This window comes from Saccharomonospora saliphila YIM 90502 (assembly GCF_000383795.1).
Classification (GTDB): domain Bacteria; phylum Actinomycetota; class Actinomycetes; order Mycobacteriales; family Pseudonocardiaceae; genus Saccharomonospora; species Saccharomonospora saliphila.
The window spans coordinates 2609-16399 of sequence record NZ_KB912624.1; the positions used below are offsets into that span (position 1 = coordinate 2609).

The 13791-nt window shown below is 71.2% G+C and carries 15 protein-coding genes; 11 read left to right on the forward strand and 4 right to left on the reverse strand.

Annotated elements, in window-relative coordinates; genetic code table 11:
• Positions 1-126 precede the first annotated feature (126 nt).
• Complete coding sequence (locus SACSA_RS0103425) at positions 127-984, forward strand: alpha/beta hydrolase (protein WP_019813515.1); 858 nt, start codon at positions 127-129, stop codon at positions 982-984.
• A gap of 84 nt (positions 985-1068) precedes the next feature.
• Positions 1069-1260 (forward strand): hypothetical protein, encoded by a 192-nt coding sequence (locus SACSA_RS0103430; RefSeq protein WP_019813517.1) that lies wholly within the window; start codon positions 1069-1071, stop codon positions 1258-1260.
• A 23-nt stretch (positions 1261-1283) separates the two neighbouring features.
• On the opposite strand, the gene SACSA_RS0103435 is transcribed toward SACSA_RS0103430, so the two are convergent.
• Entirely contained in the window at positions 1284-2708 is a 1425-nt protein-coding gene (locus SACSA_RS0103435; RefSeq protein ID WP_019813520.1) for a hypothetical protein, read from the reverse strand.
• The gene (locus tag SACSA_RS0103440; protein WP_019813522.1) at positions 2705-4957 is read right to left on the reverse strand and encodes an SMC family protein; all 2253 of its coding nucleotides are present in this window, start codon (positions 4955-4957) and stop codon (positions 2705-2707) included. Before SACSA_RS0103440 ends, SACSA_RS0103435 begins: the two co-directional genes overlap by 4 nt.
• A gap of 351 nt (positions 4958-5308) precedes the next feature.
• Here SACSA_RS0103440 and SACSA_RS0103445 point away from each other — a divergent pair, with 351 nt between their 5' ends.
• The 8 genes from SACSA_RS0103445 to SACSA_RS0103480 all read left to right on the forward strand — a co-directional run bounded on the left by SACSA_RS0103445 (position 5309) and on the right by SACSA_RS0103480 (position 11205).
• Positions 5309-6763 (forward strand): carboxylesterase/lipase family protein, encoded by a 1455-nt coding sequence (locus tag SACSA_RS0103445; protein ID WP_048876388.1) that lies wholly within the window; start codon positions 5309-5311, stop codon positions 6761-6763.
• 134 nt (positions 6764-6897) lie between these two features.
• Positions 6898-7221, forward strand: a complete 324-nt coding sequence (locus SACSA_RS0103450; RefSeq protein WP_019813526.1) for a hypothetical protein — start codon at positions 6898-6900, stop codon at positions 7219-7221.
• The gene (locus SACSA_RS0103455; RefSeq protein WP_019813528.1) at positions 7218-8468 is read left to right on the forward strand and encodes a putative T7SS-secreted protein; all 1251 of its coding nucleotides are present in this window, start codon (positions 7218-7220) and stop codon (positions 8466-8468) included. The genes SACSA_RS0103450 and SACSA_RS0103455 overlap by 4 nt, the downstream gene beginning before the upstream one ends.
• Positions 8469-8476: 8 nt before the next feature.
• Positions 8477-9136 carry a hypothetical protein gene (locus SACSA_RS0103460; protein ID WP_019813530.1) on the forward strand — a complete coding sequence of 220 codons (660 nt, stop codon included), beginning with the start codon at positions 8477-8479 and terminating at the stop codon, positions 9134-9136.
• Positions 9137-9248: 112 nt separating this feature from the next.
• The gene (locus tag SACSA_RS0103465) at positions 9249-9602 is read left to right on the forward strand and encodes a hypothetical protein (RefSeq protein ID WP_232212820.1); all 354 of its coding nucleotides are present in this window, start codon (positions 9249-9251) and stop codon (positions 9600-9602) included.
• Positions 9595-10545, forward strand: coding sequence for a hypothetical protein (locus SACSA_RS0103470; RefSeq protein WP_019813534.1), 951 nt, complete (start codon positions 9595-9597; stop codon positions 10543-10545). The genes SACSA_RS0103465 and SACSA_RS0103470 overlap by 8 nt, the downstream gene beginning before the upstream one ends.
• A gap of 151 nt (positions 10546-10696) precedes the next feature.
• The gene (locus SACSA_RS0103475; RefSeq protein WP_019813536.1) at positions 10697-10948 is read left to right on the forward strand and encodes a type II toxin-antitoxin system Phd/YefM family antitoxin; all 252 of its coding nucleotides are present in this window, start codon (positions 10697-10699) and stop codon (positions 10946-10948) included.
• The gene (locus SACSA_RS0103480; RefSeq protein ID WP_019813538.1) at positions 10945-11205 is read left to right on the forward strand and encodes a Txe/YoeB family addiction module toxin; all 261 of its coding nucleotides are present in this window, start codon (positions 10945-10947) and stop codon (positions 11203-11205) included. The genes SACSA_RS0103475 and SACSA_RS0103480 overlap by 4 nt, the downstream gene beginning before the upstream one ends.
• Before the next feature lie 60 nt (positions 11206-11265).
• Here SACSA_RS0103480 and SACSA_RS0103485 read toward each other — a convergent pair whose 3' ends face one another.
• Positions 11266-12084: a DUF427 domain-containing protein gene (locus tag SACSA_RS0103485; RefSeq protein ID WP_019813540.1), complete on the reverse strand. Its 819-nt coding sequence runs from the start codon at positions 12082-12084 to the stop codon at positions 11266-11268.
• Positions 12085-12169: 85 nt separating this feature from the next.
• Here SACSA_RS0103485 and SACSA_RS0103490 point away from each other — a divergent pair, with 85 nt between their 5' ends.
• The gene (locus SACSA_RS0103490) at positions 12170-12820 is read left to right on the forward strand and encodes a response regulator (protein WP_019813542.1); all 651 of its coding nucleotides are present in this window, start codon (positions 12170-12172) and stop codon (positions 12818-12820) included.
• 57 nt (positions 12821-12877) lie between these two features.
• On the opposite strand, the gene SACSA_RS21290 is transcribed toward SACSA_RS0103490, so the two are convergent.
• Positions 12878-13791: GAF domain-containing sensor histidine kinase (locus tag SACSA_RS21290; RefSeq protein ID WP_019813543.1), on the reverse strand; the 914-nt coding region annotated here is incomplete at its 5' end.

A 13791-nucleotide genomic window follows, 5' to 3' on the forward strand; every position in this document is an offset into this window, starting at 1 on the left:
GGGCCGAACCCGACCCCGGCGCCCTGGCCGACACCGAGGAGCTGCGCGCCGCGCGCACCGCACGCCAGGCGGCGCGCGCCCTCGCGACGGTGTTCGGCACGGCGGAGGCATGACACGATCACCGGTGTGCGGCGGCGGTGGTTGATTCCGGTGCTGGTGTTCGCGACCATCGTGGTCGTGCTGGCCGCAAGCCTCGTCGCGTTCCAGCGGAAGCTGATCTATCTGCCTTCGTCCGGGCCGCTGCCCCCGGTGGCCGAGGTGCTGCCGGGTGGGCGCGAGGTCACGCTGACCACGAGCGACGGCCTGCGACTCGGCGCCTGGTTCGTCCGCCCGGACGACGCGCGGGCGAGCGTGCTGGTCGCGCCGGGTAACGGGGGCGACCGAGCGCTGCGGGCGCCGCTGGCACGGGCACTGGCCGAGCACGGGTTGTCGGTGCTGTTGCTGGACTACCGCGGCTACGGCGGCAACCCCGGTGCCCCGACCGAGGAGGGGCTCGCGCGGGACGTCCGCGCCGCCCGCGCGTTCCTGACCCGGGAAACGCCGTCGACACCGTTGATCTACTTCGGGGAGAGCCTGGGCGCCGCGGTGGTCACCGAACTGGCCACCGAGCACCCGCCCGCCGCACTGGTGCTGCGCTCGCCGTTCACGGACCTGGCGGCCGTGGGTGAGAAGCACTATCCGTTCCTGCCCGTGCGCTGGCTCTTGCGCGACGAGTATCCGGTCATCGAGCGGGTGCCGCGCGTGCGTGCGCCGGTCACCGTCGTGTTCGGCACGGAGGACGAGATCGTGCCGCCCGAACAGAGCCGGGCTGTGGCCGAGGCCGCGGGGGCGACGCCGGTGGCGGTACCCGGCGCGAGCCACAACGACCCGGTGCTGCTCGACGGGGCGCCGGTCGTACGGGCTGTACTGAGTGCCGCCCCGGGTACCGCGAACCGTGGGAACCGCCCTCCGTCGAACGGCCGACGGGGCCCGCGCCAGCAGTAACCACTTGGCCGATACCCACAGCCTCTCGTCCCGGTGACCCTGGACAGGCACGACAGGCGGAAACCGGCGCGAGAAAGGCACGCGATGCTGTCGAACATTGTGACGTGGGTCGGCGCGGTGCTGGGCATCGCGGTGTTGTTCGTGATGGCCTTCGGCCCCGTCGCGCTGGATTTCACCGATGTGCGGGGCTGGCGGCGCTCCCGATCCCGGCGCGCTGAGCAGCGCCCGGCCGAGGGAGTCCCGGCCCGGGGCGGTGTTCCGGCGCCGCCGAACTGACCCGGGCGTCCGGCGCGCGTGCGCTAGGAACCAGGACGGGTGGCCCGGGGCAGCGCGATCCGGGCCTTGCGGATCTCTTCTATGAGCCGCGTCTTACGGCGGTGGGTGCGCACCAGGTTCGTGAGGTAGGTGGCGAACTCGTCGCGGCGGGCCGCGCGTCGGTGCAGCGTGCGCAGCCTGCGGAGCTGTGCGGCGGCCCGGGCGTAGGACGGCGCGGCGCGCTGTTCGATCAACCGCTCGACATCGGCGCGGTAGAGCGGGATGAGCTCCTCGGGCGCGCACGCCGAGGCGGCTTTCCACGCCTGCTCGTCCCGCTCCTGCCGCAGCAGCGCCACCACCGTCTCCTGCGCGGCCTCCAGGTCGCCGGACCCGGAGGCCGCGGGCTCCCCCGGGTGCGCGTCCCTGTTCCCGGCGCGGGGGGAACCGGAGTCACCGTCGGAGCGGTACCCCGCACTCGCGGAGCCGGTGTCGTCGTCCTGGGTCTCCTGGATGCGGCCGGAGCCGGAGCCCGGGTCCTCGGCGTCATCGGCCGCCTCGCCGGTCACCACGCCCGCCCCGGTCGTGCTGTCGGAGTCGGCGGGACCGGCCTGGCCCGCCGCCTGGTCGGCGCGGGCGCGTTCCAGCGCGTCGATGAGCGAGCCGCGCCTGGTGGTGGGGTCCTTGCCGAGTGCGTTGGCGGCGTGCGCGATCGCCTCGGCGTGCCGGCCCGCCGCCCGCAGGACCCGCACGATGCGCAAGCTGACGTCGAGCCGGGGAAGCTGTTCGGACAGCAGCCGCACGACGGTGTCGACGTCTCCCGCGAGCTCGGCGATCTCCAACCGCAAACGCCGCGCCGTCGGCACTCGCCCGTCGTCCGAGTCCACATCGGCCTCCGACAACACCGAGTCCACGGCGGACCGCACTCGCGCGATTCCCGTATCGCCGAGGGACTCGGCGAAGTCAGCGAGCGCGATGTCCGGCCATCCCGGACGGTCGAACGCCACACGGGTGAACCACTCCGCCAGCTCCGGCGCCGAAGGTGGGTGCGCGGCACAGGCGCGGGCGTAGATGCGCACGGCGTCGCCCAGCTCCTCGTCGGTGGCCGTGGCCGCACCGGCGGCGCCGGCATCACCGGCCCCCGGAGGGCCGAAGGACTGGCCGTGCGCGCTCAAAAGGGTGTCGACCACCCGGCGCGCCAGCGGGGTGACATCGGCGGTGGTACCGGAATCGAGCAGGCGGCGCAGCGTGTCCAGGACCGAGGACAGGCGCACCGACCGCGCCGAGTCGGACCGCACCGCGTCGTCGAGCAGGTCGCTGACCTCCGCCAGCCCACCATGGGCGGTGCGGGCCCGCGCGCACAGCCTGCGCCGCAGCTCGGGGTCGCGCTCGGCCTGATCGTGCAGGAGGTCGGCCAGCGTCTCGGCATCCAGCGTTCGGAGGTACGTCCGCAGGTCCGATCGGGTGGTCACCCGGTCATCGTGCCATCCGAGGGTTGCCTGCCGGTCACGGAGACGTGCCATTCGGTCGCCGGTTGTCGCCGCTGCTGCGGGATCAGCAGATCGCCAAGCCTGCGCACGACGAGGTCGCCCTGCGCGCGGAGCGCCTCGACGGCGCCCAGCGGCGTGCCCACGCTCGCGGTGCGCACCTCGTCGAGGTCGGCCAGGAGGTAGAGCCGGTCGCGTGCGCGGGCGATCCCGCACAGGAACGCCCGCACCCGGTCCTGCCAGCCGTCACCGGTCAGGTCCAGCACCACGGTGCCGAACTCGTGCCCGGCCACGGTCGAGGCCGTTCCCACGTCCACGGTGAGCGTGTCGCGCAGCACCTCAAGCCACTCGCCCGCGCGCTGACGGTCGGCGGCGAGCACGGCAGAGGGCTCCCGGTCGAGCAGGCGGGCCACCGCCGCACGCTCGACCGGTTCGCCCGCCGTGTCGAGCAGCACCACCTCGGTGTGGCGCCCCTCGGCCGCCGCGAACGCGGGATAGCCCACGGCCTCGGCCAGCGTGCGGATCGCCGGACCGAAGCGGTGTTGCCCGGAAAGCACCGCGCACCCCGGATGGGCGCGCGCGTCGGCAGGGGTGTGGATGCCGCAGTGGCGCAGCGGGGTCGCCAGCGTCCACCGGCGGATTTCGGGCACCTCTTCCAGCTCGCGGGGACGCACGCGCGGCCACGGCTGCGCCAGGTCGCCGAACACGACGGCGGTCGTGGACGCCTGTGCCACCGCGAACAGCACGTCCACCAGACGCGCGGACCCGGCGTCGTCGACCAGCACGACGTCGAACGGCTCCGTGCGTGCGCGCACCTGCGACAGGGTGGTACGGACCAGCGACGCCGAACGCCACCGCTGCCGGGTCCGTTCGAGACGGCGCTCGTGCAGGCGTTCCCCTGCCCAGTAGAGCCGCTCGCCGAAGCGGCCGCGCAGCGCGGCGCGGTGTGTGCTCCGGGCGCGCAGCGCGTCCCGCCGGGCCTGCGACTCGGGCAGCCCCAGCCGCAGGCACTCGGCGTAGTAGCGGTGATCGCGGTCGTCGGCCAGCCCCGCCGAGTGCAACCGCACGATTTCGTCGCGCAGGATCTCCAGTTGCGCCCGGGTATCGGCTTCCGCGCGCTGCGCGGCCTCCGCGCGCTCGCGTACCGCCGCCAGCTCCTCGTCGAGCTGCCGGACGTCGTCGGAGACGGTGTGCACCCGGCGCCGGCAGTCCTCGATGCGGGAGACGAGCACCACGCGCTCGTCCTCGGCCGCGCGCAGCTCCCTGCGGTCCTCGCGCCGTCCCCGGTACATCACGCCGCCCTCACGCAGGCGTTCCCGCACGTCGGCGAGCCGTTGTTCGACCGTGGCGAGCCGGTGGGTCAGCACACGCGCCTCCGCCCGGCGGGCGAGCTCGTCGGCGACCCGGTCACGCGCCTTCGTGGCGGCCCGCAGCTTCGCCTCGGCCTCCCCGGACTCCTGGACCAGCTCCCAGTGCCGTTCCCGCAGCCGGGAGAACTCCGCTTCGAGGGCCGCCGCCCGCTGGCCGTTCTCGATCCGCCGCTCGGCGGCGAGGTAGGCATCGTGGTCGTAGCCGTCGAGCCGCTCGTCGAGCCCCGCCAGTTCGTGCTCGACCTCGGTGAGCGCGGCGAGGTCCTCCTGCAACACCAGTCGCTCCTCGTCGGCCTCGACCCACGGGGGCGGGGTGGCGGCGTCGTCCCCGGAGACGTGCAGGACCCGCAGTCCCCCGCGGGCGAGGTCCTCGGCGGCGCGCTCGGCCAGCCGGGTCTTACCGCTGCCCGGAGGCCCCCACACCACGTGGACCCCGGGCAGGAAGCAGGTGCGGTAGGCATCCTCGTCGGCGGGGTCGAGTTCGCCCGCCGCCAGTCTGTCGGCGAGCGGTGCCGCGCCCATCCGGCGCAGCCCGCCGGCCACCCGGGCCAGGTGGCCGCCGTCGTCGCCCTGCCGGGCCCAGACCCGATCGCACTCGGCGGGCAGCGGGCCGGTCTCGTCCAGCCGCAACACGCCCGTGGTCAGCGTCGCGCCGACCGGCACGGCGGCACCGTCACGGGGGCCGTCGGCCCCGGCGACGCGGAGGTCCTCGATCGGCCGGACACGGCAGCCGCGCAGGTCGACGAGGTACTCACCGTCACCCGTGCGCCGCAGCATGCCCAGCATGCTCCACTCACCGGCCTGCCGCGCGTGTTCGAGCTCGGCCTCGACCGCGCAGGCGGCCTGCTGACGCCACTCGGCCATGCCACCCCTTTCGGTCCAGCGTCGAGTAAACCAAGGGTGGGCGTCGTGGGCACCGCGAGTAAGCCCAGCGGGTTACAGGCGCCCACCGGGCGCGTGACGGAGGACGGGGTCGAAGTTCGCCATCGGACCCGGTGGCGCGGGTGTGCGGTCGCCCTCCGCACTGCGCTCTTCCACGGTGGCGCTCTCCCACGGTGGCGCTCTTCCACGGTGGCGCTCTCCCACGGTGGCGCTCTTCCACGGTGGCGCTCTCCCACGGTGGCGCTTTCCCACGGTGGCAGCCTCGCACGATGCGGCCTCCCACGGTGGCACTGTCGCGTAGCGGTGGTTTCGCGGTGGAATGGACCCGTGGACATGATCGCGAAGACCGAGTACGGAGCCGTCCGTGGCAGCGAGGCCGACGGGCTCGCCGTGTTCAAGGGCATCCCGTTCGCCGCGCCGCTCGACGGCCCGCGCCGCTTCCTCGCCCCACAGCCTCCGGAACCGTGGACGGACACGCGGGAAGCCGTCGACTTCTCGGCGCCGACGCCGCAGGGCACGATGATGGAGGGCATGCCGTCACTGTGGCGGCCGGGATGCGACACCGACTGCCTCACGGTGAACGTGTGGACGCCGGAGCCGGGCGGGTCCGGCCTGCCGGTGCTGGTCTACCTCTACGGCGGGGCGTTTCTGGTCGGGTCGTCCAGCGAGCCCACCTACGACGGCACCCGGCTCGCGCGGGACGGCGTCGTGGTGGTCACCGTCAACTACCGGGTCGGCTACGAGGGCTTCGGCTGGGTGGCCGACGCGCCCGCCAACCGGGCGCTGCTGGACCAGCTCGCCGCGCTGCGCTGGGTGCGGGACAACATCGCCGGCTTCGGCGGCGATGCGGACAACGTCACCGTGTTCGGCGAGTCCGCCGGGGCGACGGCGGTGGCGGCGCTTCTGTCCGCACCGCGGGCGACGGGGCTGTTCCGCCGGGCGATCGCGCAGAGCGTGGCGGGCCGGTTCCTCGACCGCGACGAAGCGCGGCGGATGGGCGAGAGCATCGCCGCCGAGGTCGGTACCCGGGCCACCGTCGAGGAGCTGGCCGCGGTGCCGCCCGAGGAGATCCACCGGGTGCACAAGCGCCCGCTCGCCCGCGCGGTCGCCAACGGGGAGTCGTCCCAGCCGGAGGGGATCACACCGTACGCGTTCGTGCTGGACGACGACACGGTGCCGCGACCGCCGTGGCATGCCCTGCGCGCGGGGTCCGCGCGCGGGGTCGAGGTGATCTGGGGCTTCAACCGCGACGAGTACACCCTGTTCACGCTCGGCAGGGACCTCTCAAGCGCCGATCCCGGCGCGGCGGCCCGCGCGCTCGGTCTCGGCCCGTCCGCCGTGGACGACTACCGCGCGGCGCACCCCGGCATCACCGACGCCGACCTGTACACGCTGCTGTTCAGCGACGCGGTGTTCCGGATGCCGACCACGTGGTGCGCCGACGCCCACGCCTCGGCGGGCGGGCGCTCGTTCCTGTACGAGTTGACCTGGCCGAGCCCGGCGATGGGCGGCGCGCTGCGCGCCTGCCACGCGCTCGACCTTCCGCTGACGTTCGGCAACTTCGACACGCCCGTACGAGCCATGGTCCTGGGCGAGTCGGTGCCGGAGGAGGCACACGTGCTGTCGCGGGAGATGCGGCGCGCGTGGGTGTCGTTCGCGGGAACCGGCGACCCGGGCTGGCCCGCCTACGACGCCGAACGGGCGCTGACAAGGATCTGGGACGTCCCGCCCTCGGTGGCGCCGCACCCGGAACAGACCTCCCGGCGGATCTGGGCGTCGAAGGCGTAGGCCCGAAGACGTAGGCCACAGGGTGGTGGAGCCGGTGCGCGACTACGAGTGTTCCACGTCACGGGAACCATCGATTCGGCTCGACCATCCGAGTGAACGCCACAGGGGAACCACAGGCCACGGGAAAGGTGGATATGCCCGATTTCACCGTCGACATCGGGGGTTTGACGGCACTGGAGAAGAATCTCGGCCGCACCGTCGACAACGTCGAGGAAGCACTGAAGCGCATGAAAGAGGTCGGGCCGAAGTCGATCGGGCCCGACTCGCTCGACAAGGCGTGCGCCGACTTCAACTCCGACTGGGAGGGCGGCCTCGACAAGATCCGCGAGGCCGTCGACGGCATCAAAGGCGGGGTCGACAAAGCCATCCAGGGTTATGCCGAGCTGGAATCGAACCTGCGGGACACCTTGACGCGGATGGCTGACGACGTTCGTGCGGCGGGAGAGCAGAAGGCGTGAGTGACGCGGATTTCCCCAACCTCGGTTTCGATCCGGCGCGTGGTGACGTGCCGAGCGTGCGTGACCTCGCCGAGCAGCTCGACAGAACCGGTGGCTACGCCAAGGAAGCGTTCGAGGTCCTCAAATCCGTGCAGGAGGACAAGGACGTCTGGACCGGTAATGCCGCGCAGGCGTTCGCGGGCAAGCTGGACATGCTGCCCGAGTATCTGGACAAAGGACACGACTCGCTCGACAAGGCGGCCACGGCGTTGTCCACGTGGGCGGACGACCTCCAGCGGCACCAGCAGAAGGCGCGGCGACTGGAGGAGCAGGCCGCGACCGCCAAGAGCAACGCCGAAAGCCTCGACAGTGCCGCGGGCACGGCAAGGGCCAACGCGTCGGCGCAGCCCGACAACGAGCAACTGCGGAAGTCGGCGGAGAACGCCGTCGAGGCCGCCGAGGCGGCGTGGGACAAGCTCGACGAGATCCGCGAGCAGGCGAAGACGTTGCGGGAGACCTGGCAGGCCGACGCCGACACCTGCGCCGACGCGTTGAAGAAGGCCGCGGACGCCGCGCCGCAGAAATCGTTCTGGGAATCACTCGGCGACATCGGTGATGACGTCGGCGCCTGGTTCTCCAAACACATCGGGTCGATCGGGGACATCGCGGGCATCGTGTCGGCCGTGGCGGGCGCGCTCGCGTTCATCCCGGTGCTGACCCCCATCGCCGGACCGATCGCCATCGGGGCGGGCGCGATCGCGCTGGGCGCGCACGGCGCCGACATGGTGATCAACGAGAAGTACGACGACCCGAACGCGTGGGTGGGGCTCGCCGGCGACGTGATCGGGGTCGTTCCCGGTGTCGGCGCCGTGGCCAAGGGCTTCAACGCCGCGGGCGACGTCGTCGCCGGCGCCGACCGGGTCGTCGACGTGACCCGGGCGACCGGTATGACCGGGGCGATGAACACCGCGGGCGACGCCGCCGTCGCGGGCGGCAGGGCCGCGGCCGACGACTTCTCACGTGTCGTCACCGATATGAAGGACCCGAGCGCCGCTGCGCAGTGGCTCGCCGACAAAGCGATGGGCACCGGCGCACTGACGGACCCCGCCTTGACGACGAACGTGGCGAAGGCCTTCGAGGGCAGCGCGAGTGTCTCGCTGCAGGTTCCTTCGGGTATCGGGCTGTTCGACACCAGCGACGCTGCCACCGATGCCAAGAACACCGCTGGCGCCGCCAGCGCCATCCTCGGTGCGATCACCTTGCCTTAGGAGAAGCAGTGCTCGGCGAGACCCTTGACGAAGACCGCGGCCGAATTCCGCTGCGATTCCAAATTCCCGACGAATTTCAGGAGATCGCGCTGGAGGAACCGCCGGAGGAACGCGCCCGCCGGACCTTCGAGGCGTTCCGCGAACAACTGAAGCTCACCGAACGGCAGGCGTTTCACCTCGCGTTCTCGCAGGAACACATGGTAGCCCGGCTGCGGGACGAGGGAGCGGTCTACGTGGGGCAGTGCGTGGCACGGTCGGAGACCGACCCGACGGCGCTGACCAGCGCTCAGTACACGATCCTGGTCAAGAAGGCCGAGCTCGATGCCGAGGACCCGCTGGACGCGGTTGCCGGTGGTCTGCGCACGCCGGGTGAACCCCGCGAGGTGCTGTTCGCGGAGTTCCCGGCAGGCAAGGCGCTCGTGGTGGGTGAAGAGCTGGCCGTGACCTCCCCGTTCGGTCCGCTCGGCGATCCCCGCCCCACGACCCATCGTGTGCGCCAGGCGCAGGTGGTCCTGCCGTTTCCTGATCGGCGTAGGCTTGCGATCATCGGAGTGTCGAGCGAAAACCTTGCCGACTGGCCGTCCTATGTTGAGATACTGGACGGCATCGTTCGCAGTGTGTCGTTCACCGAGCCGTCGGCGAAGTCGATTGCCGGAGTGCTCGGCTAGAGCCAGGCGAAGCTGGGCGCCAACGGCATTTACGGCATCGCCAGAGCGTGTTGTTCACCGAACCTCCGACCAGATCGATCGCCGGGGTACTCGGCTAGCCTTTGGGCCGAGGTTGGTATCAGGGTTCGACGAGCACACCGGGAGACGCAGTTACGTGATCAACATCGTGATCGGGGCATCGTTCGTCCTCCTTGCCCTGTGGTACGTCGTCGACGTCGTCAAGGTCCGCAGGCAGGGCTTCGCCCAGGCAGTGACGCGGGTCGAGCGGGAACTGGCCAGGACACGGCCGCCGGGGGCACCGTCGCTTGTCCGGGTCCGGGTGGCCTACCCGTTGTCCGAGCACATGGTGAAACGAATGGCCGAGTTGGCGGGTTTCCGGTTCGTCGACGAGCGGCGCTACAACGGCGTCCGCGCGCTGGCGTTCGATCCCCCGAAGACCTCACGGAAGTTGTCGCTGCATGACTGAGGAACTGGCCGACACGATCGCGCTGTGGCTGCTGCTGCCTTCGCTGGCGGTCATACTCGTCATCATCTTCGCACGAGTTCTGGATGCGCCCACCGAGGTCAAGCAACGCCGACGCAACAAAGACCTGACAACGCTGCGCGAGCTCGCCGGCTCCCCCGGCCCCACGCTCGAATTCGACTGGCTGCGGTGTAAGGACATCGCCTTCGCCGAGCTGCGCCGGGAACTCGGCCGCAAAGGCTGGCACTTCGTCGACGAGGAACTCACTTCGACCGGATGGCTGTTGCGCTTCTCCCGCGAGAAGGGCGAGCCCGTCAAGCACACCGACTCCGGGCAGCAGCTTCGCCGGGAGCTGGCCGAGGCGAAACTCAACGCCGACGGCTTCTACCCGCTGGACACCAACCGATACGCGGACCTGACCAGCGCGGCGATCGCCCGGATCGTCCGGGACACCGGTTGGCAGGAAGCTGGCTACTCACAGATCCGGCGGGGTGAGGTGGTCCGGCTGACCCGCCCGGGCACCACGATCGTGTCGCCCGCCCAAGAACAGTTCGGCAACGCCTCCGACCCCGGCGAACTCCGGACCGACCCCACGGTCAAGGCCCGGGCCGCCGAGATCGAGCGGGAACACGGGTTCGACCCGCTGTCGCCGCACGTGCTGAACCAGGCCCGCGAACAACACCGGCTCTGGGGCAAACGGTTCAACCGCCAGGTCGGCCTTGCGTTCCTGTTCGGCTTCGTCGGCCTTTTCGTCCTCACCGGCACGCTGTACTCGACCGACAGCGAGAACTTCGGCACGCTGCTGGGTGTATCAGCGGTGCTGCTGGCCCTGTTCGGCGTGTCGGTGCTCAAGGCGGTCCTCATCCGCAAGCGGCGCAACCGCGACATCGGCGCGGTCCTCGACGCCTACGCCGAACTCCGCGCGCTCGCCGAGCGGCAGGAGTAGAGCAGCACCGACATGGAGATCCCTGTACGGGCACCGTGTCACCGCGCGTTCAGCACGTCCAGCCGCACGTGTGGAGATGAGCCTCCTCGGCGGCTTGCCGCTGCACCGGCACACAGACGTACGATTTTCTGTACGTACCCGGAGGTGGGCGATGAAGACCATGACCTACTCGGAGTCCCGCGCGAACTACGCCGAGACCCTCAACATGGTCGTCGATGACCGCGAAGAAGTTGTCATCACCCGATCGGGTCACGACCCCGTAGTCATGGTGGCCCTCGACGACTACGAATCGCTGAAGGAGACCGCGTACCTGCTCAGGAGCCCAGAGAACGCCCGTCGTCTACTGGGCGCGATCGACCGACTTGAGCACGGCGGAGGGGTCGAGCGAGACCTACCCGAATGAAACTGGTCTGGGACGAAAGCGTCTGGGAAGACTACCTCTGGTGGCAGACCCAGGACCGCAAAGTGCTCAAGCGCATCAACACGCTGATCAAGGACGTGGCGCGCAACGGCAATGAAGGGATCGGCAAGCCCGAACCCCTCAAGCACGGCTTTCACGGCTACTGGTTGCGCCGGATCACCGACGAGCACCGGCTCGTCTACAAGCTGGACGAGGACGAGATTCGCATCGCCGCTTGCCGCTATCACTACGGAAGCTGACCGCGTCCGGGGGAACGCCGGCATCCGGTGACGTTCGCGCTCGGCACCCCGCCGAGCGAATCACCGCTCCTGCCGGACACCGTCCACGAAGACGTCCGCCCGTTCCTGCGGGAAGGCGAGCAGGCCGGCGATCCGTTCGCTTTCCGTCGACGGCGTCGGGTACGACCACACGAGATCGTCCACGCGTCCCGCGCCGGTACGCACGGACCAATACTCGGCCCGACCCTTGTACGGGCAGTAGGTCACCCGGTCGCTGGGCTCAAGCAGGTCCAGCCGCACGTGCGGCTTGGGAAGGTAGTAGCGCGTGGGCAGGTTGGTCTCGAACAGCAACCGGGGGCTGTGGCTCTCGGCCACGGTGACCCCGTCGACCTCCACCCGGACGTGCCGGGAGCTGGGCAGGACGTCGACGCGCACATACGGGTCACGCGGATGGGTGTGGATCTCCTCGTCCTCCTCGAACCAGGCGTCCATCGCGGCGAAGTCCAGGCGCACTGTGCCGCGCAACACCGGCAGGGGTGACTCCGGGTACTCGGTCACCGCGTCGGCGGCCTCGCGGTCACCGACGCGCAGATGCCCGATCAGCCCCTCCCCGCGCGTGGGTGAGGTGCGACTCCGCCCCGTCGCGACGATCAGGTCCGTCCGCACGTGCTCTCGCGGCAGGTAGTAGGCCGGGTAGTACGGCACCTCCCAGACGAGCAGCGGCGCCGTCGTGTCGGCCACGACCTCCCCCGCGAACACCGCACGCACACGCTTGCCGGACCGCTCGACACGGCCCCGGTTGCGGCGTTCGATGTCGGCGCCCGGTTCCATCGCGCCATCGTGGCCGGTCCCGCCGCGCTCGCCGTCCCGGTCCGGTGTGCCCGTGGTCGCAGCATCCATGGTCGTGGCAACCCGGCCTGGGCTGTCGCTATTCCCACATCGGTCACCCACACCGGCGGCGCGAGCGCGGACGTAGGCTCGACCCATGGCCATCGAGGTGCTGCTCGTCGACGACCACGAGGTCGTGCGCCGTGGGCTGCGCGACCTCCTCGACGACGAGCAGGACATCACCGTCGTGGCCGAGGCCGGTGGTGCCGACGAGGCGCTGGCGGTCGCGCTTCACGTGGAACCGGACGTCGCCGTGGTCGACGTGCGGCTCGGCGACGGACGCACCGACGGGGTGACACTGTGCCGCGAGTTGCGGTCACTGGCGAGCCCACCACGCTGCCTGGTGCTCACCGCGTTCGACGACGAGGAGGCCATGGTCGGCGCGATCATGGCGGGGGCCTCTGGGTATCTGCTCAAACAGGTGCGCGGGCAGGACGTGGTCCACGCGGTGCGCGAGGTGGCGGCCGGGCGCTCGCTGCTGGACCCGCTGACCACCAGCCGCCTGCTGAACAAGGTGCGTCGGCCGGAACAGGCCGACGAGCTGGCCGCGCTGTCCGACCGGGAGCGCAGTGTCCTCGACCTGATCGGCCAGGGCCTTTCCAACCGTGAGATCGCCGAACGCCTGTTCCTCGCCGAGAAGACGGTGAAGAACTACGTCACCTCGCTGCTGAACAAGCTCGGCATGCGCCGCCGCACCCAGGCCGCCGCCTGGGTCGCCCGCCACGGAGGTGGCAACGAAGGCGCCTGACGCCGCGAGGCACCGTCCGCGCCGGGGCTTCCGCGCGGTGACGTCGTGTTGTCCTACCTAGAGGGGCAGGTCGAAGGCGACCATGGTGCCCATGCTGGGCGAGGAGTTGACCGAGAACTCGCCGCCCGCGCCCTCGGCGCGTTCGGCGAGGTGCCGCAGACCGCGCTTGGCCACGTCCCTCGGCACGCCACATCCGTTGTCCCGCACGCGCAGCCGCACCGCGTCGTCCTCACGCAGCAACGTCACCCGGGTCTCGCGCGCACCGGAATGACGCACCACATTGGACAATGCTTCGCGGAGAGCGGCGCGCACGTGGTCGGCGCGTTCGACCGGGATGTCGGCCAGTTCCCCGGACAGCTCCAGGGTCGGCGGGTACCCGAGCAGCTCGCCCGCGATCCGCACCTCGGTGCGTGCCGACTCCGCGAGATCGGTCCGGGCGGAGGCGGGCTCGCTCGGCCCCGGTTCGCCGGAGCGGAGCTGCCGGACCGTGCCCCGGATCTCCTCGATCGTCTGGTCGAGCTGGTCGACGGCCTCGCCCAGCCGCGCTCCGTCGGCATGGGCGAACCGTCTGCGCATCCTCCTGCGCACCCGGTCGAGCTGCATCCCCGCCGCGTACAGCCGCTGCACGATGACGTCGTGCAGCTCGCGGGCGATGCGCTCACGCTCTTCGAGCAGCGACACCCGATGCCGCGCGTTGGCGCCCTCGGCGAGGGCCAGCACCACACCCGCCTGTCCGGCGAACGCGGTCAAAAGCTCCACCGTGCCGGGCGAGAACGGCTCGCCACCCGCCCTCCGGTACACGGTCAACGCGCCGAGCAGCCGCCCGCCCGTGCCGAACGGCGCGGCGGCGAAGGGACCGTAGGACCGCAGCTCCGGCGGAACGAACCGCGAGGTCCGCGGGTCGCTGGTGACGTCGGAGGTGACGACGGGCTCACCGCCCCCGGCGACCCGGCCCGCCGCCGACTCCGCGG